Origin of the sequence: Mycobacterium sp. NPDC050853, from assembly GCF_040653875.1 — a bacterium.
Taxonomy (GTDB): Bacteria; Actinomycetota; Actinomycetes; order Mycobacteriales; family Mycobacteriaceae; genus Mycobacterium.
In genome coordinates, this window is the sequence record NZ_JBFAGW010000001.1 from 35,023 (window position 1) to 56,695 (window position 21,673).

Here is a 21,673-nt window from a genome sequence, read left to right on the forward strand (position 1 = left end):
AACTGGACCACCGAAGGCAATGCGGCGCAGCGGTTTCCGTGCCCATAGTTCCTGGACCCGTATAGGGTGCCCGCATGGATATCGGCATTGCCCTGCCTTTCATGTGCCGGGAGTACACCCGCGAGTCGACGATCACCTGGGCCCGCCTCGCCGATGAGGGACCTTTCTCCACGATCTCGTCGGGCGAGCGCATCTCGTATCACAACCAGGAGATGTGGGTGACGCTCGCGGGAGCCGCGGCGGTTACCGAACGGATCCGGATACTCGCCAATGTTTCCGTGCTCCCTGCCCATCCGGTGCCGCTGGTCGCCAAGCAAGCGGCGTCGCTGGATGTGCTCTCCGAGGGCCGATTCACCCTGGGGGTAGGTGTTGGTGGCCGGGAACACGACTACCGCTCATTGGACGCATCCTTCGACAGACGCCACCAGCGCCTCGATGACCAGGTAGCCGCGCTGCGGCGACTGTGGCGAGGCGAGCCCCCGTTCGAGGGTGCCGACCCGGTGGGTCCGGCGCCCGTTCAAAGCGGCGGTCCGCCTATCGTTGCCGCCGCGATCGGCCCGAAGTCCCTGGCCCGCGCAGCGCGATGGGCCGACGGCATCACCGGTTTCAGCGTGTCCGGGGCGTCCTCCGAGCTTGCCTACTCCGCCGGGGCCGCCCGCGCGGCATGGCAGGAGGCCGGGCATGCCGATCCCCCGTTCCTGTCGAGCGGCGCCTTCTACACCCTGGGCATCCCCGATGCCGAGTCGGAGCTCAAACAGTTCACCAGCGAGTACCTCGCGATCTTCGGGCCTCAGATCGCTGAGAACGTGCCGAAGACGTTGACCAATTTCGACGCCGACGCAGTCAACCGCACCCTCGACGGAGCCGAGGAGGCCGGGCTGGATGAATTCATCCTCGTGCCAGGGGCATCCGATGTTGCCGTGATCGAGGCAACGATCGAACTCATCCAGGCGCGCTAGCCGACTCCGCTGAGGAGTTAAGCTGCCGGACCGCGAAATCCGCGGCCTGATTGGTCATCCCGTTGTCCACGTACGAGCCGTGCGCAGCGTTGTCGAAGCCGTCGGGGGAACAAATCGGATCCTCGGGAACGCACATGTCGACCGTCTTACCCGCGTAGAGGTGACCGATGTTGATCGGCGGGGCGTTAGTATCCACCCTCTGCAAGAACCCGCTCGACGGCTTCCCGAACAGCGCCACCGCCGCAACATGGTCGGCCACATCGGGTGGCATCGGACCGCTGATCCCCTCCGGCAGATCAAAACCCACCGGCACTGCATCGGCGGTGGTGTACGCGACGACTGCCGCACCTTGGGAGAAACCACCCAATACGATCTTCGTGTTGGGGCACCGCGCGGATATGTCCTTGACGCGGTTGCTCGCGTCGATGACACCGTCGGCCGCGGTCGCAAAGGCCAAGGACGCCGGGTACTCGACGGGGTAGACCTCGACGGACTTGCCCTTGGTACGCGCGCGCAGCGCGTTGACGAATGCATCCCCGGTCCCGCCGACGCCTGGGGGCTCGAAAGTGCCTCGCGCGAACACGACTTCAACATCGGGGCATGCCGCGGCTGCCGCGGAAGGAATGCCGACCGGCGAACTCAGCAGCGCAAAAGCCACGGCTACGACAAGTAGCCAACCCCACCGATTTCTCTTCATTTACGACCACCACCTGTTCGGGCTTCCGTCCCTGTTTACCACAGATTCAACAGTTGTGGACAGGTGCGTTTCGCCTGTCCGACGATGGGACACCGCCCGCATCGCGACGAAAACCGTTATCCGCGAATAACTTCCACGAGGCCTGACCGAGAGAGACACTCTCACCAAAGCTGTGACCGGATTCAGGAGCTAGGACATAAAGCCGCGCGCAACATGCCGGCAACGGCGCGCGTTACTCCGCAACTTCGCGCGCTGCCCTCAACACCGGGATGAAGTAGGTGACGGCAATATTCCTTGCCTCGTCGTCTGTCTCCGCGCGAAGAACCTTCGATGGAGCCAGCAAGAGAGTCGCGGTAATCCGCGTGATGAGCTCGGCCGCCTGCTTGGCGCCCGCTTCTGGATACCCATCCCCCATCAACCGCATGGCAAGAACGGAAAGCACTAGCTGGTAGTTGCCGTGTTCGGTCTCGAACAGTCGCACCGACATTGATTCGGCCTCATACTCCTTGAGAGCCGCAACCACCGGATTCGCCCGGCATTCACGCATTCCAGTCACGAACACCTCGACAACCTGGTCCTCAACCTTGTCGCCCGGATCCAACAATGGCGCCAACTTGAGAAAGAACTGAAGCACCTCACGACCGACGACCGACGACACCATGTCGTCCTTGTCGCCGCATCGGCGGTTCAGAGTCTGTCGAGAAACCTTGGCCCGCTTCGCTATATCTGCCACCGCCGCCCGACGGAACCCATGCGCAACGAACTCAGTGCGCGCGGCGTCAAGAAGCCGCTCCCGCTCATCGTCCTCCGGGGCAGCCTGCCCAGAAGACACCTGCGACCAAATCGCGCCTAGATCCACGATCAGTCATGTTACCTCTTGACGCAGATACACTGTTACATTTACAGTCCAATGTCTCATGACGGAACAACTCTTCTCGATCACCGTCGACGGTGATGTCTGCATGGGCGCCGGCTATTGCTACGGCTCCTATCCGCTGCTGTTTACGGAGAATCCCGATGGCACGAGCGTCGCGGCGAGTACCACCAGCACCGAATTGCATGACGACGCAAATAAAGCCAGTCAGATCTGCCCGTCCGGGGCAATTGAGATCCACCACGGAAAGGACCGATCTTGACTACTGCTGCGACCCAGTGCCCGGCACACGGTCAGCTTCCCGCGGACACGCCACCTCGGTGGAGTGTCGGCCGTCGCGCGGTAATCGCGTCTCTGAAAGATGATCCGTTCTGGCCCACCCGTAAGCCGTTGCGCGCCTCGTTCAGCCTCCTGACGGGCTGGGGCCGCGACCGGCCGATTCCACCGGGCCCAATTGGATTGCCCTTCATAGGCTCGGCGATTCCTATGGCACGTAACCCGTACAAGTTCCTGCAGGACTGCCATCGCAGATACGGAGACATTTATCGGGTGCCGCTGCCGATATATCCACTGGTCCTGGCCAATCACCCGGATCTCGTGAGTGAGTTCATGGAGGACACCGAGCTCAAATACAGCATGTCTGCGCCCATCCAAGGCAGGCGAATGCAAAAGGCAGTTACGAGTGTGGGCTGCCCGGTGCAGGCCCTCGAAGGGCAGGCCCTTCGAGACAGACGCAAAAAGCTCATGCCGATGTTCGGCAAGAAGCACCTCGCGGTGGTGTCGGACAAGTTCGTCGAGGTGTTCACCGATCGGATCGACCGATGGCTGATGGTCGCTGGCACCGGCCAGGAGGTGAACCTGCAAGCAGAGCTGCCGAAGATCGTGCTGCCGGCATTTATGTACGCGATGTTCTCGACGAAACTGTCCGATGACGAAGTTATGCATGCCGATACAGCGACGCGGTCCGTGATGCGCGCTATCGCGTCGGGACTCTTTCTGGCGACCCCGCCGAATGTCTTCCCGTTGCCCGGCAAGGAGAATCTCACGGTCTCGGGGGTTCACCTCATGCGAACCATCCGTGGGATGGTCCAAGAACGACGCGCGAATCCAACCAACGATGCGGACCTGCTCAACATCCTGCTCGGCGCACGTAACGACCCCGGTAACCCGCTCACTGAAGTCGATGTGTACTCGGAGATCATGTCGGCAATCGGCGGCGGCTACGAGACGATCGTCGCGTCGATGTCGTGGACGCTGGCACTGCTCCTACAGCATCCGGAACATCTGGAGCGTCTCTACGACGAGATCGCAATGCTGAATGGCGACATGCCAACCCCCGACGATCTACCCAAGCTGCCTTGGGCACGGGCATGTTTCGACGAGGGGCAGCGGCTGCAAGGCGCGCCCATCAACCCAAGATATGCGATGCAGGACACCGAGCTCGGCGGATACCCCATCCCCAAATACACCCTGGTCGCGAGCTCGTTGTACGTGGTCCACCGCGACCCGCGGTGGTGGGGCGAGAACGCCGAAGTGTACGACCCGATGCAGTTCTTCGATCAGGACCGCGTCAATGCACGTCCACGTCTGGCATTCCAGGCCTTTGGCGCCGGACCGCACCACTGCATGGGCACCGGTATGGCCTACATGATGGCGCAGTATTTGTTGGCGACCATCTTCCAGCGGTATCGCCTGCACCTGCGACCAGGATGGCAACCCCGGCAATTCTTCAGCTTGTCGACGTTGGTCAAGGGCGGCGTGCCCGCCACGATCACCAGAGTTTGAAACGCCCCTCACACAAGCCATCACAAGAAAGGAACCACGTGACGAACACGGAGATAAGGAATCAGAATGCGCACCAGCCGGATTGGAGTGTAAAGGCTCCTCCTGGCCGGGTACACGCGCCAGTCGCCGAATCCGAAGCACTTATCGAGCCCTTCTTGCGACGTTGCAAGGAACAGGAAGACATGTACGTCGAGGCCGGCTTCCCGCTGGAAGGGATCGCGGAGTTCTGGCGTAAGTGGTTCGCAGCCTGGAACGACGACTCTCCGGAAGCACTCGAGGAATGCTGGACAGAAGACCTGGTATGGACCATGTCTAATACTGGACAGCTGGAGTTTCACGGGCGCGACTACACCGGCGACTTCGCGCGGCTCGGCTACATATTCACGCGCGAACTCGGCTTCTACCCGTGGGACGGAACAGACACCCACCTCCCGTACTACGACTTCTTCAACGACCAGATACGGGCGGCCTTCCCCTACTCAGGCGCCACCAGATTCTTCTGGAACAGTGCAATACCCTGGCCGCGCAAGCCCGTTCGCGGCTGCGGCGTCGACCGCTACATCCTCCGCAAGGAGAACGAGAAATGGAAGATCGCCCGGATCGACACCGATCAAGACTTCTTGGCCGCTCTCGTGCAGATGCTGCCTTTCGCCGACGGCACCACACGGTTCGTCGCCTGGCTCACGCGCACCCTCCCGATCGTGGGACGCAAGTTGGGCCTTTATGACAGGGAATCGCTCTACAGCCGTGAGTACGCGGCCAGCAGGCGGGCCAGAAATCTAACGCGCAAAACGGAATGACCAAATTCAAACATTGGTCGCCCGCCGAGATTGCGCTCCTCAGCGACCACACGCTGACTGATAGTGATATCGCCACCCGCACAGTTAGATCCATCCGAGCGGTAGTGGCCCAGCGTCGCCGCCTTGCCCAAAGGCGCGCAATCAGACTCGGGCTGTACCCATATCACCGGAGAACACCGGACCCGGAAAGACATCCGTTCTTCGTACTACAGTGCCTGCCGGAGCCATCGTAAGCGCGCCGGGGGTCACCGTGGTGGACAGGTCTGCGCAGCCTCTCTGACAGTGTTCGCCGACCGCTCGTCGATTGAAAGGTGGTATTCGCGAAGCACTTCCGCGAATTGCATGGAGTATTGGCACCAGAATGCACGGTTGGATGGCATCCAGCCCGACGGCCCCTGGTCCCCCTTGTCCTGGTTGGCCTGCCCCTGCACCGCGATGAGATTGGCGGGATCATTGGCAAAGCGCCATCGCAACGACGGTTCCCAGTCCCGTGCGCCCATATCCCAGGCGTACGCCAGCGGGACGATATGGTCGATCTGAATGGCTTCACCACTTTTCGGACCACGGGTAAATGCCACCTGCACTCCCGTGTACGGATCGCGAAGTGTGCCGGTGCGCACCGCGTTGGGGCACCTCCGGGTGTACACGTAGCTCTTGTCCGCCAGGTCGCGATTCAGGATGTCGTTGCGGGTATCGCAACCGTTGCGCCCGCCCGGGGCGTCGGTGTCATCGGACCAGGCGTCACCGAACTGCGCACGTTCATAGTCCTTGCCCCGCAGCCGCTTGGCCACCACGGTTATCCCGGCCAGGGGGTCATCGCCCTGCGCAAGAGTCGGGATATTCGATTGCGCAGCAATGGCATTAGCACGTTGGAGCCGATAGCGAGTCGACAGCTGGTACGCCACCACCACCGCGATCGCCGCAGCGATGGCGACGATGAGAAGGGCGCGATTCCTCACGACTTATCCAGGTACTCGATCTGATCGGCGATCAGGAAGCGCTGCGCCATACCCGCCAGCGCCGGGTGCCTCGTCAACACCGGGTCCTCGGCACACGCACGCACCGCCATGTCCCGGGCGGTCTCGATCATGTCGCGGTGATCCAAGAGCGAGAGCAGCCGCAGGTTCACCGCACGACCGGACTGATCGCGGCCCAGGACGTCGCCCTCGCGCCTCTCCTCCAGGTCCAGCTCGGCCAGGGTGAACCCATCCAGGGTGTCCTGCACCGACCGCAACCGCCGTCCCGTCGAACCCGCCGGGCTGCAGGGACTTACCAATAGGCATAGGCCCTTGTTGCCGCCACGACCCACACGGCCGCGCAGCTGGTGCAGCTGGCTGATTCCGAACCGGTCCGCATCCATGATCAGCATCACCGTCGCATTCGGGACGTCCACACCGACCTCGATCACGGTGGTACACACCAAGACATCGATCTCGCCCGCGCCGAACGCCGTCATGACGGCGTCCTTCTGCTCCGACGGCAACCGGCCGTGCAGCAGCCCGACGCGCAGACCCGGTAGCAGCGAGCCGCGAATGGTCTCGTACAACTCGGTGACGGGAACCGGCGGCGGGCGCTTCTCCTCCGAATCATCGGGTCCAGCATCTTTGTCGTCGGCATCGATGCGCGAGGCCACCACGTAGGCCTGCCTGCCTGCGGCCACCTCCTCGGCGATTCGCTCCCAGCCGCGAGCGAGCCAGCCCGGTTTTTCGCGGGTGAACACCGCGGTGGTGGTGATGGGTTGGCGTCCACGCGGCAGCTCCCGCAGCGTCGAGGTCTCCAGGTCGCCGAACACCGTGAGCGCCACCGTGCGCGGGATCGGAGTGGCCGTCATCACCAGCAGGTGTGGCACGATGCCTTCCGGCGCCTTGGCCCGCAACCGATCTCGCTGCTCAACACCGAAGCGGTGCTGCTCGTCGACGACCACCAAACCCAACTTGTGAAAGTCCACCGAATCCTGCAGCAGCGCATGGGTGCCAATGACGATGCCCGCGAGCCCGGTTGCCACGTCGGCCTTGATCTGTTTCTTCACCGCAGGCGACATCGATCCGGTGAGCAGCGCGATGCTGGTCGCGTCGTCCGGAGCGCCCAATTCGCCCGCCGTGGCCAATGATCCGAGCATCGCGCGCAGCGACCGAGCATGTTGAACTGCCAACACCTCGGTGGGCGCCAGCAGGGCGCACTGATATCCCGCGTCGATGGCCTGCATCATCGCGAGCAGCGCGACGACGGTCTTACCGGAGCCCACCTCACCTTGTAGCAGCCGATTCATCGGCTTGACCCCGACTAGGTCGGCACCGATTTCGGCAACAACCTGCTGCTGCCCCTCGGTCAGTTCGAAGGGCAACTGGCGCAACAGATCCTCGCGCAGCAGTCCTTCGCTGAGCGGCATCGGCGGACCCGCTGACCCGATATCGCTGCCGCGCCGCACGGCCAATGCCAGTTGCAGACCCAGCGCCTCATCGAACGCCAGGCGTCTGCGCGCCTGCTTTTGCTCGGTGTCGTCCTCCGACATGTGGATCTTGCGCAGCGCTTCGTCGAGAGACATCAGGCTGTGCTCTACCAGCACGGCTTCCGGCAACGCCTCGGGTACCGGATCCAGCTGAGCCAGCACCTGATCGATGCAACGGTAGATGTCCCAGCTTTCTAAGTTCTTGGTTGCCGGGTAGATCGGAAACACATTGCGCTCGAATGCGGAGATGGCCGTGGATGCGTCGCGCGCCGTTCCGGCGATGCCGCGCAGCGCGGTACTACCGCGCGTTGTGGTGCTCTCTCCGAGCGCGGTTTCCAACACCAAATAGTCGGGGTGCGTCAACTGGGGTTTACCTCGGAATTCTCCGACCGCACCCGAGAGCATCACCCGATTGCCCACCTCCAGATCGCGTTTCACCTTGTGCGGATGGAAGAAGGTGGCCTGCACCGCATGCGGGGCGCTCCCCAGCATGACCGATAGGAACTGACCCTTACGGTTCTTCATGCTCTTCAGCTCCGCCGAGGTGATGAACCCCACCAGGGTGGTGTGCTCACCGGGTTTGGCGCGCTCACCGTCCTGCTCGTCGCGCAGACTGAAGTCGGTGCTGTACCGGCGTGGGTAATGATGCAGTAGGTCTTCAACGGTCAGCAGACCGAATTCAGCGTCAAGGACGTCGGATGCCTTGTGCCCCAACACATGATCCAGGCGATCGGATAATGTCACCATCTGTTATTCCACACCGATATGAACGACGTCGGTGTGCTGCCCCGTGCGATAGATCATCACCTCGACACCCCCGTGGTGCGATCGGGTGTGCTCGATCAGTGCATCGGCGAGAGACTCGTTGGCATTGTCGGACAGCAGGACCGTCACCAGCTCTCCGCCCGAGGACAACATGATGCTCACCAAAGCCTTAGTAGCATTGGTGACGTCGTGATTCAGAACTAACACCTCGTCGCCGATGATGCCCATCGCATCTCCCGGCTCGCAGGTTCCGGACCAGGTGAGGGCACGTTCGGTCGCCACGCGGACCAACCCGAACCGGGTTGCGCCCGCAGCACGCGCCATGGTGTAGCTGTCGTCGACGGCCATCCGCTCCGGATCGTGCACGGCCAACGCTGCCAGCCCCTGCGCCATCGACGCCGAGGGCAGCGGGATCACCGTGATCCCCCACCCGCGTGCCGCCGCGCAGACCGCCACCAGCTCCTCAGGTGGCATCAATCCGTTGGGCAACACCATGATCTGGTGCGCACCACTGTCGACCACCGCATCGAGGAGACGCTTTGCGCTCGCAGGGGGTTCATCGACCCGTAACACCTGCGCACCCTCGCTGGAGAAGAGTGCCGCCGCGCCATCGCCCTCCGCCAGAGCCAGCACCCGGCGGTGCCGGTGTCGTCCGTCGTGATGACCGCCAGCGGCTCCGCGCAGGGAGGAAATCTGAATCGACTGCGGAACACCGAATTTCATACCCGCCTCGATAGCGGCTCCGGCGTCGTTGACGTGGGCGTGCACCGAGTGCCCCATCTCGCCGTCGCCGGCAATGGCGATGGAGTCGCCCATCTCGTCGAGCTGGGTTCGCAGATCGGCGATCTGCAGCTCGTCACACCCGCCGAGCAGATACATCACCTCGAACTCCGGGGGGAGTTCACCCGGCGGGTCGAGGTTCAAGCCACCCGGACCGCGCCCGGGTCCGGCCACCCAAACCTGGGAGGGCGCGATCTTGGGCGGTGATGGGGTGTACTCACGACGAGCAGGCAGCTCCCCTGCCACCACCAGCACCAGGGCGTCGAGGATTACGACGAGGCCGCGCGCGCCGGCATCGACCACCCCGTTGTCGGCGAGCACATCGAGTTGTTTGGGCGTCCTCTCCAGGGCGGCCACCGCGGCATCCGCGGCGGTGATGATGAGGTTGGCGAGCTCGTCGGCGGCTCGGTCAGCTGCCTCGGCGGCAGCGGCTAGCACCGACACGATGGTGCCCTCGACGGGTGTGCTCATCGAAGCGATGACGAATTGTGATGCCTGTCGCAATGCGCGACGCACCACCTCGGCTCCGATGGTGTCGTGGTCGGCTGCGGCGTCGGCGACCCCGCGCACGATCTGAGACAGGATGACCCCGGAGTTCCCGCGAGCACCATGGACCGCGCCTCGAGCCAGTGCGGCGGCGACCTGTGCGACCGTGGCGCCTTCTCCTAGCGCCTCGGCGGCGTTGACCGCCGATCGCATGGTGAACAGCATGTTGGTGCCGGTATCGGCATCGGCTACTGGGAACACATTGAGCCGGTTGATCTCGTCGCTACGAGCGATCAGCCCCTCGACGGAGGCGCGCGCCCATTCGAGCAGCGCGGCGCTGTCCAGAACCGAGAGCTGCATGTGAAAAGCCTATCTATGGGAGCTGACACGACACATTTTGGTGTTCACCGGCCGGTCAGGCTATTCTTGCAGGGTTGTGGGCCACCCTGAACAGGTCGTTGGCCAGAATCGCGAGCTTGAGGAGTTTCACTATGGCTGCCGTCTGCGACGTGTGCGGTAAGGGCCCCGGCTTTGGCAAGTCGGTTTCGCACTCGCATCGGCGTACCAACCGTCGCTGGAATCCGAACATCCAGACGGTTCACGCCGTCACCTCCCCCGGTGGCAACAAGCAGCGCGTCAATGCCTGCACCTCCTGCATTAAGGCCGGCAAGGTCGTCCGCGGCGTATAGCCAAGGCCGTGACCACTGTGTCTTTGGAGTCTTCTGACTACATCGCCGTTCATAACGGCGTTCTGCACATCACCATCGCTACTGCGGCGGCCGGTACCTCGCTTGATTTTGCCGGTGTCGACGCCGCGGTTTCAGTGCTGCGTGACCTGCCCGCCGACATCGGCGCAATCCTGCTGACCAGCAGCGGCGCCAACTTCTGCGCCGGCGGTAATGTGCGCGAGTTCGCGTCCGCCGAAGATCGCCGGGCCAAGCTCCATGAGCTCGCCGGTCGTTTGCACGAGTTTGTTCGCGCCGTGGACGCCGCAGATCGCCCGGTGGTGGCCTCGGTGCATGGTTGGGCCGCCGGCGGCGGACTGAGCCTGGTGCTGCTGGCCGATATCGCGATCGGCGGCGAGTCGACCAAGCTGCGAGCCGCCTACCCCGGGATCGGGTACTCCTCCGATGGCGGTATGTCCTGGGCGCTGCCCCGGAGGATCGGCACGGCCCGTGCCGCCGAGCTGCTGCTCACCGATCGCGTCGTCGAAGCCCCCGAGGCCCTGTCCATTGGACTGCTGAGCCGCGTGGTGTCCGATGACGAAGTGTCAACCACCGCGGTGGCCATCGCCGAGAAACTCGCGGCCGGTCCTCGTGAGGCCCAGAACCGCATCCGTCGCCTGCTGCGCCTCAGTGCGAACAACACTCTCGACGCGCAGCTGGATCTGGAGCAGACCAGCATCGCCGAGGCCTCGGTCAGTCCGACCGGTATCGAGGGTGTTGACGCCTTCGTCGGCAAGCGCAAGCCCGTCTGGCCCTGAGCTAGCTGAGCCGTTTCCGAATCCAGTTCACCACCCAGGGGATCGCCACCATATCCGCGGTGATGTGCTCACCGGGCAGCGCCCAGTAGTCCACCTCGGCACCGTTGGCGCGCCAGGTATCACGCAGCGCCAAGACACCCTCTTCGGGGATGAACAGGTCGCCGACCGCCTTGCTCCGCGAACCGTGATACAGCAGCACCGGCATGGTCGGTGTGAGCTCACCCGGCCGGTTGGCCGCGATGACGCGTCGCCCCAGCTCTGACTCAAACGGCGCCTCGATGGCGGAGAGCAGGTCGAGGTCGAATCGCAGCAGACCCGCCGCGGCCAGCGGGGGCTGCGGCATATCCTTGGCACGGATCGCGCAATAGAGCGCAAAGTCGCCGAAAATCTGCACCAATTCCGGGAATTCGCGAGCCTGACCAATGATCGCGGCGGCGAAAAGCCCCGCCCCCAAACCTTTGTTCATGCTCCCGTACAGCAGGGCGTAATCGGTGGGGGTACCGCCGGCGGCCGCGGCCGCGATGCGCAGCTCCGGCGCATAGGTTGGCTGCAGTTGCGCCGCCCACACGGTGGCGATGGCGCCGCCGCTGTATCCATGCATGACGATCGGTGAATCGGCGAGATCGGGTCGTGCCGAAAGCATTCCGCGCACCGAATCCAGTACCGCATGGCCTGCCATCTTGCCCGCCGCGTACGACATCCGGGGCCCCTCATGGTCGGGGAACAGCACGGCGTAGTTCTGCGCGGACAGAAACGGGAACATCGGCGGGTTGTCCCGGTACCACAAGTGCGCCAACCGATATGACGGTGTGAATTTAAGGCCTAGGGAGTTGATCGCCTGGTTGCGTACCACCACCGGACGCGAACCCGGGCCTTGCCACGGACGCTCTGGCACGATCAAGGCCGCAGTCACGGGGACGGCATTACCCGCCGTATCGGTGGAACGCACCATGATCCGTTGCATGGTGGCCTTGCGCAGCGGAAGCCGCGGCGACACCTGGTCGGTGCGGATGATCTCGCCCGGTTCAATGAGGCTCAGATCGCCCGGATCACTGTAGAAGTCGTCACCGGCGATCGGGGTGGGCAGGATCGCCGAGTACGGGTCCCCGCGCTGCTCCTCAGTGAGCCGGCGGCCCGCCCAGGCATTGAGTCGGTCGACCACAGCCGGGGTGCGCAACGCCGTCCCACCGGTCACCAGAGCGGCGGTCGTACCCCCGAGGGCGGCCAATGCACCCGTCGTCCAACGCATTACGGCAGCCGCCAGTCAATCGGCTGCGCGCCCAATCCGGCGAGCAGTTCGTTGGCCCGACTGAAGGGTTTGGAGCCGAAGAATCCGCGCGAGGCTGACAGCGGCGACGGATGCACCGATTCGATGGTGGGCACGCCGGGCCCCAGTATCGGCTTAAGTGTCGATGCGTCGCGTCCCCACAGGATCGCCACCAACGGTGTGTCCCGCGCGACGAGCGCCCGGATCGCGCATTCGGTCACGATCTCCCAGCCCTTGCCGCGATGCGATGCCGGGCTGGTGGGCTGCACGGTCAGCACCCTGTTCAGCAGCATCACACCCTGCTGTGACCACGGCGTGAGATCACCGTTGGCGGGCTTGGGCAGACCCAGATCGCTCTCATACTCCTGGAAGATATTGGCCAGACTGCGCGGCACCGGTCGCACATCGGCGGCCACCGAGAAACTCAGCCCCATGGCATGTCCGGGTGTCGGGTAGGGGTCTTGTCCGACGATGAGCACCCGGACATCGGCCAGCGGATAGGTGAAGGCGCGCAGCACGTTTGCCCCAGCGGGCAGGTATCCGCGGCCTGCGGAAATCTCGTCGCGCAGGAACTCCCCCATCGTGCTCACCTGATCGGCAACGGGTCCCAGCGCATCGGCCCAGCCGGGATCAATGAGCTCGGCGAGAGGTCGGGCGGTCACGAAGAGTCAACTTAGCTCACGGATGAGCCGCGTGCGCGAAGACGTCGGGCGGGGATGAGCCGCGTGCGCGAAGACATTAAGCGAACGAGTCCCATCCCATCGGCTTCGTCCATGCCGCACCGTCTACCGTCACCGTGTTTTCTCCGGGATTCCCGGAGAAAACCTCGCCGATGGCGGTCCAGCCTGCCGGGACGGCCCCCGGGAAGGTGGCCACCAAGGCATGGTTCTCTCCGCCCACGAGTACCCAGTCCCACGGATCGGCATCCAGCAGTCGCGCGGCACCGGCGACCGGTACCAGATAGGGCTTCAGATCGGCCGACCGCAGGTCGATACGGACCCCGCTCGCCTCGGCGATATGGCCCATATCGGCCAGCAGCCCGTCGGAGATATCGGTCATAGCGGTGGCTCCGGCCAGCGCAGCGACCCGTCCCTGCCCATACGGCGGGGACGGGACCAGGTGTACCTGTCGCAGCTCGGGGAACTCGTCAATCCCTTCCTGCCACAACCGGAGACCCGCCGCCGAGGTGCCCAGCGCACCACAGGCGGCGACCGTCTCCCCCGCTGTTGCTCCACTGCGGGTCACCGGTGCGCGGCCCTGCAGGTCTCCAAGCACTGTCACCGAGATCACCAGGTCACGTGAGGCGACCAGATCTCCACCTGCGATCGATGCCTGAACCCGCGCCGCTTCGGCCCAGGCTCCTTGGTTGAGCCGTTCGAGGAAGGAGACAGCGGTCTCCGCGGGTGCGCCCACCGCGATCACAAAGGCCGTGACTCGCCCGCCCATCGCCTCGATATCTGCGGCGTTCTGCGCCACCGCCTTTCGCCCGATATCCGACGGCGAAGACCAGTCGAGTCGAAAATGCCTGTCCTGCACCAACATATCCGTCGAGACCAAGACCCGACCGTCCGGCGCGCCGACCACCGCAGCATCATCACCCGGACCGAGTTGGATATCGGCACCCAGCGCACGACCCGCAGTGAGTCGGCTGATCACGCCGAACTCGCCGGTATCGCCCAGATTTGGCACTCGGTTAGTGTAGGCCCGTGCAATCCGACGACGGCCCGTCACGCAAGCTCCTCATCGGCATCGCAATTTTCGGGGCGGTAGCGGCCCTGGCAGTCCTCTTCGGCGTCCTGAAGTTCGCGCAATTCCAGGACGGCACAAAACCCATCGCAGTTACCAACATCCCAGCACCACAAGCTAATTCACCGCTCTGCGTGGATATGGTCAAGGCATATCCGATCGGTATGGCAGGCGACTGGACGCGAGTGCAGATCGTCGAACCCGCACCGCCCGCCACGGCGGCGTGGCGCCGTGGGAAGGACTCGGTCATCGCACGCTGCGGAGTCGACCGACCTGCAGAGTTCGCCGTCGGCACCTCGGTCGAGCAGGTCAACGGGGTGCAGTGGTTCCGGGTCACCGATGCCGCGATCGCGACCACCACCTGGTTCGCCGTGGACCGCGGCGTCTACATCGCGCTGACGATGCCGGACGGTTCGGGTTCGGAGCCATTGACGGAGATGTCCGACGCAATCGGGAAGGCACTACCCGCCGTAAAACCCGATCCGGTGCCGCTACCTCGGTAGAGGCTCTTCGCGCAAGCGGCTCATCGCAGCTAGACACTCTTCGCGCAAGCGGCTCATCGCAAACCCGTTCCGCGCGCTAGCGCGGTGCGCACCATCGCATCCAGCAGTGTCGGGTAATCCACGCCGCTGGCCGCCCACATCCGCGGATACATCGAAATGGTCGTGAATCCGGGCATGGTGTTGATCTCGTTGATCAACGGGCCGTCCTCGGTAAGGAAGAAGTCCACCCGTGCCAGCCCCTGGCAGTCGATCGCCCGGAACGCCGCCACCGCCAGCTCGCGGATCTGATCGCTCACCGCGTCGTCAACCTTGGCCGGCACGTCCAGTTCGGCGGTGTCGTCCAGGTATTTGGTCTCGAAGTCATAGAAGGCGCCCGCAGCCGTCTCATCCTGGTACACACCCTCGACCCGAATCTCGCCGAGCACGCTGGCCCGGATGTCCCCGTCGGGGAACTCCAGCACACCGCACTCCAGCTCACGTCCGATGATGGCGGCCTCGATGATCACCTTGGGGTCGAACTGGCGTGCGTGCTCAATGGCCGCCGGCAACTTTTCCCACGTCATCACCCGAGAAACACCGATCGACGAGCCGCCGCGGGCGGGCTTCACGAACACCGGCAGCCCCAGGTCCTCCCGCTGATCCAGGGTCAGTGTGGTGTCGCGGGGGCGGATCACGGCGTACTTGCCGATCGGAAGCCCCTCGGCGGCCAGCAGTTTCTTGGTGAACTCCTTGTCCATACCGGCCGCACTCGCGAGCACACCCGCACCCACGTAGGGCACCCCGGCAAGCTCGAGGAGTCCCTGAATGGTGCCGTCCTCACCATAGGGCCCGTGCAGTACCGGGAACACCACGTCCACCGAGGCCAGCACCTGACCGGCTGCGCCCGAATCGACATTCACCAGTTGGCCCGCACGACGCGGGTCGGTGGCGAGCAGCAGTTCGATACCGGACGCGTCGGTGACCTGAGGAAGAGTCCGGTCGCTGATCGCCAGCTGCGCCGGATCGCCATCTGTCAGCACCCAGCCGCCCTCGGGGGTAATCCCGACCGCCACCACCTCGTACGCGTTCTGGTCGAGATTGCGCAGAATGCTGCCGGCGGATACGCAGGAGATCGCATGCTCGCTGCTGCGCCCGCCGAAGACGAGCGCGACCTTGATCCGGTTCACAACCTTCAGACCGTACCGGCTGCGAGCGCGGCCTCAATATCGGCCAGTAGATCGTCGGTGTCCTCGATGCCCAGCGAGATCCGCGCGAACCCCTCCGGAACTGCGTCTCCCCAGCGAGCTCGGCGGTCCACCGAGCTGTGCACGCCGCCAAAACTCGTCGATGCCGCCAGCAGCTCACTCCGCTGCACCAGCGCGTGCACAGCGTCGGCATCGGCCAGTTCGATCGACACCAGTGAGCCGTACCGGCTCATCTGGGCGGACGCCACGGGATGAGATGGGTCGCTCGCGAGACCCGGATAGCGCACCGACGCGACCGCGGGATGCTCATGCAGCATCGTCGCCAACGCGAACGCGTTCTGGCATTGGCGGTCGAAACGCAACCCGGCGGTGGCAAGACTGCGCGCACCCAACCAGGCTTCGAAGGGACCCAGGATCGCTCCAGCCCGCGAACGTTCCTGCGCGACCGCCGACACAAGGTCCTCACGCGATCCAGCGACGTATCCCGCGATCAGGTCACTGTGACCCGAGAGCGCCTTCGTCGCGCTGGCCACCACCAGGTCGGCCCCCAATTCCAGGGGCAGCTGCCCCATCGGGGTGGCCGTGGTGTTGTCCACCACCAGAACACCACCGCCGGCATGCGTCTGCCGGGCCAGCAGTGCCAAATCGACGACGTCGAGCCGCGGGTTCGAGGGCGTCTCCGCCACCACCACATCCGCCCGCTCGGCAGCAGCCACGATCTCGTCTGAGGCGGCCGCGATGACGTTGATCCCCAACGCCGCAAGATTTTCCGTGGCGTAGCGCCGCGTCTGGTAGTACCCATCCGCAGGGACGACAAGGGTCTGTCCGGGCCGAACCAACGCCCGCAGAGCCGAGGTAATCGCGCCCATGCCCGAGCCGAACACCAGCGCGCTCTCGGCGCGCTCCAGTGCCGCCAGCCCCGATTCCCATTGCCTCCAACTGGGATTGGAGGCACGCCCATAGGTGTCGAGTGAGTCATCCTCGGGCACCGGCAGATGGTATGCGGAGGCGAACACCGGACCCGCCAGAAAGGGTTGCCCGGCAGCGGGTTCAGCGGTGGCGGCCACAACGGCCCGGGTCGATATCCCTGGCTCTGGCATGTGTTTACTCCGGTTTGGTACTGCGCCCCAGCAGTTGGGCGACGGCATCGGTGACGCTCAGTCCGCGATGACAGACGCCATGGACAGCCTCGGTGAGCGGCATCTCGACGTCATAGCTCGACGCCAGCGCCAGGATGGACTCACAGGAGGTGACTCCCTCGGCGACCCTACCGCCGCCGGCGTTACGTGCCTCTTGCAGCGTCTCACCGCGGCCCAGCCGCATACCGAAGGTTCGGTTCCGGGAGTGTGACGAGGTGCAGGTGGCTACCAGGTCGCCCACCCCCGCCAGTCCCGCAAGGGTGGTGTGACTGGCGCCCAGCGCCAGACCCAGCCGCGTGATCTCGGCCAGCCCGCGGGTGATGATGGTGGCAATCGTGTTCTCCCCCAACCCGACTCCGGCGGCCATCCCGCAGCTCAAGGCGATCACGTTCTTGCACGCACCGCCTATCTCGCAGCCGACCACATCAGAGTTGGTGTACGGGCGGAAGTAACGCGTGGAGAACGCACGCTGGAGGGCGACGGCCCTGGTCGAGTCGGTGCAGCCGATGACAGTGGCGGCGGGCTGGGATGAGGCGATCTCACTGGCCAGGTTCGGACCGGTCAGCACCGCCACCCGGCTGGGGTCGGCGCCCAGGACCTGTGTGATGACCTGGCTCATCCGCATGAGTGTGCCAACCTCGATGCCCTTGGCCACACTCACCACCGAGGATCCGGGTTCGATGAGATCGACCCAGGGGGTCAGGTTGGCGCGCAGCGACTGCGAGGGCACCGCGAGCAACACCAGGTTGGCACCCGTGAGGGCATCGGCGGCCACTCCGGTGGCGACTATCGAGGCAGGCAGATCCACATCACTGAGGTACACCGAGTTCCGGTGCGTCGCATTGATCTCATCGGCCAGTTCGGATCGGCGTGCCCACAAACGGACATCGTGACCGGCGTCGGCAAGTACCTTGCCCAACGCGGTCCCCCAGGAACCAGCTCCCATCACCGCCGCCGTGGCCATGGCAGACACCCTACTGGGAGCTGGCACCATGGAGATGTGGGCACGGAGCAAGTGGGCAGACAGGCCGACACAGACTTCAGCGTGATCATCGCGGTCAAGAACCTGTCGACCGCGAAGAGTCGCCTGGCACCGTCGCTCCCCGCACCCGAGCGGGAACGACTGGTACTGGGCATGCTGACGCACGCCATCACCGTGGCGTTTACCGCGGCCCGATCCGTCGCGGTCATCAGTCCCGACCCTGCCGCCAAGGCGGCGGCGGGAGAGGCCGGAGCACGGTTTATCTTCGATGACACCCCCGCCGGCCACCCCGATCCGCTGAACAACGCGTTACGGAACGCCGCGACACAGATGCGCGCATCGTCACCGAATCTTGTTGTGTTGCAAGCCGACCTTCCCGCAGTCACGGCCGAGGAATTCGCGGCAGCGGTGGAGCTCGCGCACCGCCACTTGCGTAGTTTCGTCGCCGACAGGCACGGCACCGGCACCGCGGCGCTATTCTGCACCGACGGCGATCTCAACCCGCTGTTCGGAACCGATTCAGCACGGCGACATCGGGATTCGGGGGCAGTCGAGCTCACCGGGAACTGGCCAGGATTGCGTTGCGACGTCGATACCCCGGAAGATCTGGCCGTGGCCCGCGAGCTGGGGGCGGCACTGCCCCTCTGACCCTATGATCACAAGGGTGACCACACCGAGCGTTCCCCCGGCGGCAACCACGATCGTGTCGGGTGAGGAGCTTCCCGAGGACCGGTATCTCAACCGGGAGCTCTCATGGCTGGATTTCAACACGCGCGTCCTCGCCCTGGCCGCCGACGAATCGCTGCCCATCCTGGAACGCGCCAAATTCCTGGCGATCTTCGCATCCAATCTGGACGAGTTCTATATGGTCCGCGTTGCCGGCCTGAAGCGCCGCGATGAGACCGGCCTGTCGGTGCGTTCCGCCGACGGGTTGTCCCCGCGCGAGCAGCTGAAACTAATCGGCGAGCGCACTCAGGAGATCTCGATCCAGCACGCCCGGGTGTTCAGCGAGTCGGTGCGCCCCGAGCTCGCCGAGAACGGCATCTTCGTCGTCACCTGGGCCGACCTGGCCGAGAACGAGCGGAGCTATCTCTCCTCATATTTCACCGACCAGGTTTTCCCGGTGCTGACCCCGCTGGCCGTCGACCCGGCGCATCCATTCCCCTACATATCCGGTCTGAGTCTGAATCTAGCCATCACCGTCCAGGTTCCCGAGACGGGCGGCCAGCATTTCGCCCGAATCAAGGTGCCTGACAACGTTGATCGATTCGTCAGGTTGCGCAGCCCCGAAGGTGCGGAAGCCTCCCAGACTGCACACAGCGCACGCTTCCTGCCCATGGAGGAACTCATCGCGGCGCATCTGTCGGCGCTGTTCCCCGGCCTGGAAGTCGTTGAACATCACGCCTTCCGCATTACCCGTAACGCCGATTTCGAGGTCGAGGAAGATCGGGACGAGGATCTGCTGCAGGCACTCGAACGAGAACTGGCACGACGACGATTCGGCTCGCCGGTGCGGCTCGAGGTCGCCGACGATATGACCGAGCACATGCTCGAACTGTTGTTGCGCGAGCTGGACGTGCATCCGGGTGATGTGGTGCAGGTGCCCGGGCTGGTCGACCTGTCCTGCTTGTGGCAGGTCTATGGCGTGGATCGTCCCGCGCTCAAGGACCCGACGTTCGTGCCGGCGACCCATCCCGCGTTCGGTCAGGGCGAAACCCCGAAGAGCATCTTCTCCACCCTCCGGGACGGTGATGTGCTCGTTCATCACCCCTACGACTCGTTTTCCACCAGCGTGCAACGGTTTATCGAGCAGGCGGCCGCCGATCCACAGGTGCTGGCCATCAAGCAGACGCTGTACCGCACCTCCGGCGACTCTCCCATCGTCAACTCGCTCATCGACGCCGCCGAGGCCGGTAAGCAGGTGGTCGCTCTAGTCGAGATCAAGGCGCGCTTCGACGAACAGGCCAACATCAAGTGGGCCCGCGCGCTGGAAGACGCTGGTGTGCACGTGGTCTATGGCTTGATCGGGCTCAAGACGCACTGCAAGACGTCGCTGGTGGTTCGGCGCGAGGGCTCGGCGATCCGTCGGTACTGCCACATCGGCACCGGCAACTACAACCCGAAGACCGCGCGGCTCTACGAGGATGTCGGTCTGCTGACCAGCGCGCCAGAGATCGGGGCGGACCTCACCGACCTGTTCAATTCCCTCACCGGGTACTCGCGAAAGGTTTCCTACCGCAACCTATTGGTGGCACCGCAGGGAATTCGCGCGGGGATTATCGACCGTATCGACCGTGAGATCGCCGCACACCGGGCCGGGCAGGACGCCCGAATCCGGTTGAAAATGAACGCACTGGTCGACGAGCAGGTGATCGACGCGTTGTACCGAGCCTCCCAGGCCGGGGTGCCAGTAGAGGTGGTGGTGCGTGGGATTTGCGCACTGCGACCCGGGGTTCCGGAGTTCTCGGGCACCGTGACGGTGCGGTCCATTCTCGGCCGTTTCCTTGAACATTCGCGCATCATTCACTTCCGCGCCGTCGACGAATTCTGGATCGGCAGTGCGGACATGATGCACCGTAACCTGGATCGACGGGTCGAGGTCCTCGCGCGAGTCACCGACCCCAAGCTCACAGCACAGCTCGACGATATGTTCACCTCGGCGTTGGACTCTCGAACCCGCTGCTGGGAATTGCAGCCCGACGGCCAGTGGCTGGCCTCGCCCGCGGACGGCGAGGAAGTACGCGACCACCAGATCGAGATGATGAAACGGCACCGCTCGCACACATAAGTTGTCCTGGCCGAACCACTCTCCCCCGAAGGAGCTTTCGTGCCCGATCCGACCACCCGGACCGGCGCAGCGGTCCTTGCCGCGGGGGCGGCGCTCTGGCGGTACCAGGGCGACCCTGCCGACGGCGACATCGAAGTAGCGCTGGTTCACCGCCCACGGTATGACGATTGGTCATTACCCAAGGGGAAGCTCGACCCTGGTGAGACGGCGGCAATCGCTGCGGTCCGCGAGATCGCCGAGGAGACTGGGTTTACCTCGCGGCTCGGCAGACGATTACCGTCCGTGAGTTATCCGGTGTCCCAGGGAACCAAACGCGTCAAATATTGGGCGGCACAAGCTTTAGACGGAAAGTTCGAAGCCAACCATGAAGTCGACGAGATTCAATGGCTACCGATAGCGCGCGCGATCAAGACCGTCAGCTATGCGGTTGACCGGAAAGTGCTGCGAAATCTCGCAAAGCACGAAATTGACACCCAGACATTGATTATCGTGCGTCACGCTAAGGCGGGGCGAAAGGAACGCTATTCGGGAGACGACACCCTGCGGCCATTGGACAAGAAAGGCCGCGCCCAAGCCGAGGCGCTCACTGGTCAACTACTTGCATTCGGCGCCGACGCCATTCACGCCGCCGATCGACTGCGTTGTCGGCAGACCGTGGAACCGGTTGCCGAGGAGTTGAACACGGTGATCTACAGCGAGCCCGCGCTCAGCGAAGAGGCCTATTGGGCAGACCGAAAGCGCGCACATCGCAGGATTCTTGAAATCGCCGGATCGGCCGGGGTCCGGGTGGTATGCACACAGGGCCGGGTCATTCCGGATCTCATCGAATGGTGGGCGCATCGCGACGGCATCCGCCCCGATAAGTCACGTAACCGTAAGGGCAGCATATGGGTGCTGTCGATGCGCGGCCAGAAGCTGGTGGCCGCAGATCATCTGGACAGCCCGCTGCCCGCCGTGGGCTAACGGGGGCTACCCCCTGACATCAC

Annotated in this window: 21 protein-coding genes; 10 read left to right on the forward strand and 11 right to left on the reverse strand. The window is 64.3% G+C overall.

Features of this window, described 5'->3' with window-relative positions:
- The first annotated feature begins 74 nt into the window (after nt 1-74).
- Nucleotides 75-959 carry an LLM class flavin-dependent oxidoreductase gene (locus AB0H22_RS00180; protein WP_358143995.1) on the forward strand — a complete coding sequence of 295 codons (885 nt, stop codon included), beginning with the start codon at nt 75-77 and terminating at the stop codon, nt 957-959.
- Here AB0H22_RS00180 and AB0H22_RS00185 read toward each other — a convergent pair.
- Nucleotides 943-1,656, reverse strand: a complete 714-nt coding sequence (locus AB0H22_RS00185; RefSeq protein ID WP_358143997.1) for a cutinase family protein — start codon at nt 1,654-1,656, stop codon at nt 943-945. The genes AB0H22_RS00180 and AB0H22_RS00185 overlap by 17 nt on opposite strands.
- A 232-nt stretch (nt 1,657-1,888) precedes the next feature.
- On the reverse strand, nt 1,889-2,515 hold the full coding sequence (locus AB0H22_RS00190; protein WP_358143999.1) for a TetR/AcrR family transcriptional regulator: 627 nt from the start codon (nt 2,513-2,515) through the stop codon (nt 1,889-1,891).
- 58 nt (nt 2,516-2,573) lie between these two features.
- On the opposite strand from AB0H22_RS00190, the gene AB0H22_RS00195 reads away from it, so the two are divergent.
- The 3 genes from AB0H22_RS00195 to AB0H22_RS00205 all read left to right on the forward strand — a co-directional run bounded on the left by AB0H22_RS00195 (nt 2,574) and on the right by AB0H22_RS00205 (nt 5,115).
- The gene (locus AB0H22_RS00195; protein WP_180748177.1) at nt 2,574-2,792 is read left to right on the forward strand and encodes a ferredoxin; all 219 of its coding nucleotides are present in this window, start codon (nt 2,574-2,576) and stop codon (nt 2,790-2,792) included.
- 191 nt (nt 2,793-2,983) lie between these two features.
- On the forward strand, nt 2,984-4,315 hold the full coding sequence (locus AB0H22_RS00200; protein WP_358145953.1) for a cytochrome P450: 1,332 nt from the start codon (nt 2,984-2,986) through the stop codon (nt 4,313-4,315).
- Nucleotides 4,316-4,353: 38 nt separating this feature from the next.
- A complete protein-coding gene (locus tag AB0H22_RS00205; protein WP_180748178.1) occupies nt 4,354-5,115 on the forward strand; it encodes a nuclear transport factor 2 family protein in 762 nt (253 codons plus the stop codon).
- Between the two features lie 245 nt (nt 5,116-5,360).
- Here the strand turns inward: AB0H22_RS00205 and AB0H22_RS00210 are convergent, their stop codons facing one another.
- From AB0H22_RS00210 to AB0H22_RS00220, 3 genes are read right to left on the reverse strand one after another with little or no spacing between them, the layout of a single operon-like run.
- Nucleotides 5,361-6,074, reverse strand: coding sequence for an HNH endonuclease family protein (locus tag AB0H22_RS00210; RefSeq protein WP_358144002.1), 714 nt, complete (start codon nt 6,072-6,074; stop codon nt 5,361-5,363).
- On the reverse strand, nt 6,071-8,311 hold the full coding sequence (recG, locus tag AB0H22_RS00215) for an ATP-dependent DNA helicase RecG (RefSeq protein ID WP_358144005.1): 2,241 nt from the start codon (nt 8,309-8,311) through the stop codon (nt 6,071-6,073). The genes AB0H22_RS00210 and recG overlap by 4 nt, the downstream gene beginning before the upstream one ends.
- 3 nt (nt 8,312-8,314) lie before the next feature.
- A complete protein-coding gene (locus AB0H22_RS00220; RefSeq protein WP_180748181.1) occupies nt 8,315-9,955 on the reverse strand; it encodes a DAK2 domain-containing protein in 1,641 nt (546 codons plus the stop codon).
- Between the two features lie 131 nt (nt 9,956-10,086).
- Here AB0H22_RS00220 and rpmB point away from each other — a divergent pair, with 131 nt between their 5' ends.
- Nucleotides 10,087-10,284, forward strand: a complete 198-nt coding sequence (gene rpmB, locus AB0H22_RS00225; protein ID WP_079610124.1) for a 50S ribosomal protein L28 — start codon at nt 10,087-10,089, stop codon at nt 10,282-10,284.
- A 17-nt stretch (nt 10,285-10,301) separates the two neighbouring features.
- Nucleotides 10,302-11,078 (forward strand): enoyl-CoA hydratase-related protein, encoded by a 777-nt coding sequence (locus tag AB0H22_RS00230; protein ID WP_358145955.1) that lies wholly within the window; start codon nt 10,302-10,304, stop codon nt 11,076-11,078.
- Nucleotide 11,079: 1 nt separating this feature from the next.
- On the opposite strand, the gene AB0H22_RS00235 is transcribed toward AB0H22_RS00230, so the two are convergent.
- The 3 genes from AB0H22_RS00235 to AB0H22_RS00245 all read right to left on the reverse strand — a co-directional run bounded on the left by AB0H22_RS00235 (nt 11,080) and on the right by AB0H22_RS00245 (nt 14,034).
- Nucleotides 11,080-12,327: a lipase family protein gene (locus AB0H22_RS00235; RefSeq protein WP_180748182.1), complete on the reverse strand. Its 1,248-nt coding sequence runs from the start codon at nt 12,325-12,327 to the stop codon at nt 11,080-11,082.
- Nucleotides 12,327-13,007, reverse strand: coding sequence for a uracil-DNA glycosylase (locus AB0H22_RS00240; protein WP_180748183.1), 681 nt, complete (start codon nt 13,005-13,007; stop codon nt 12,327-12,329). The genes AB0H22_RS00235 and AB0H22_RS00240 overlap by 1 nt, the downstream gene beginning before the upstream one ends.
- 76 nt (nt 13,008-13,083) lie before the next feature.
- On the reverse strand, nt 13,084-14,034 hold the full coding sequence (locus tag AB0H22_RS00245; protein ID WP_180748184.1) for a thiamine-phosphate kinase: 951 nt from the start codon (nt 14,032-14,034) through the stop codon (nt 13,084-13,086).
- A 17-nt stretch (nt 14,035-14,051) separates the two neighbouring features.
- Between AB0H22_RS00245 and AB0H22_RS00250 the strand changes: the two genes are divergently transcribed.
- Entirely contained in the window at nt 14,052-14,594 is a 543-nt protein-coding gene (locus tag AB0H22_RS00250; RefSeq protein WP_180748185.1) for a DUF3515 domain-containing protein, read from the forward strand.
- 53 nt (nt 14,595-14,647) lie between these two features.
- Here AB0H22_RS00250 and AB0H22_RS00255 read toward each other — a convergent pair whose 3' ends face one another.
- From AB0H22_RS00255 to AB0H22_RS00265, 3 genes are read right to left on the reverse strand one after another with little or no spacing between them, the layout of a single operon-like run.
- Nucleotides 14,648-15,769, reverse strand: coding sequence for a D-alanine--D-alanine ligase family protein (locus AB0H22_RS00255; RefSeq protein WP_180749653.1), 1,122 nt, complete (start codon nt 15,767-15,769; stop codon nt 14,648-14,650).
- Complete coding sequence (locus AB0H22_RS00260) at nt 15,766-16,878, reverse strand: cystathionine gamma-lyase (RefSeq protein WP_180748186.1); 1,113 nt, start codon at nt 16,876-16,878, stop codon at nt 15,766-15,768. Before AB0H22_RS00260 ends, AB0H22_RS00255 begins: the two co-directional genes overlap by 4 nt.
- A gap of 4 nt (nt 16,879-16,882) precedes the next feature.
- Nucleotides 16,883-17,863 (reverse strand): NAD(P)H-dependent glycerol-3-phosphate dehydrogenase, encoded by a 981-nt coding sequence (locus tag AB0H22_RS00265; protein WP_255485688.1) that lies wholly within the window; start codon nt 17,861-17,863, stop codon nt 16,883-16,885.
- Between the two features lie 69 nt (nt 17,864-17,932).
- Here AB0H22_RS00265 and cofC point away from each other — a divergent pair, with 69 nt between their 5' ends.
- The 3 genes from cofC to AB0H22_RS00280 are packed head-to-tail and all read left to right on the forward strand — an operon-like array spanning nt 17,933 to nt 21,650.
- Nucleotides 17,933-18,547 carry a 2-phospho-L-lactate guanylyltransferase gene (gene cofC, locus AB0H22_RS00270; RefSeq protein ID WP_180749654.1) on the forward strand — a complete coding sequence of 205 codons (615 nt, stop codon included), beginning with the start codon at nt 17,933-17,935 and terminating at the stop codon, nt 18,545-18,547.
- A 4-nt stretch (nt 18,548-18,551) separates the two neighbouring features.
- Nucleotides 18,552-20,687, forward strand: a complete 2,136-nt coding sequence (locus AB0H22_RS00275; protein WP_180748188.1) for an RNA degradosome polyphosphate kinase — start codon at nt 18,552-18,554, stop codon at nt 20,685-20,687.
- A gap of 39 nt (nt 20,688-20,726) precedes the next feature.
- Nucleotides 20,727-21,650, forward strand: a complete 924-nt coding sequence (locus AB0H22_RS00280) for an NUDIX hydrolase (RefSeq protein WP_358144010.1) — start codon at nt 20,727-20,729, stop codon at nt 21,648-21,650.
- Nucleotides 21,651-21,673: the final 23 nt, after the last annotated feature.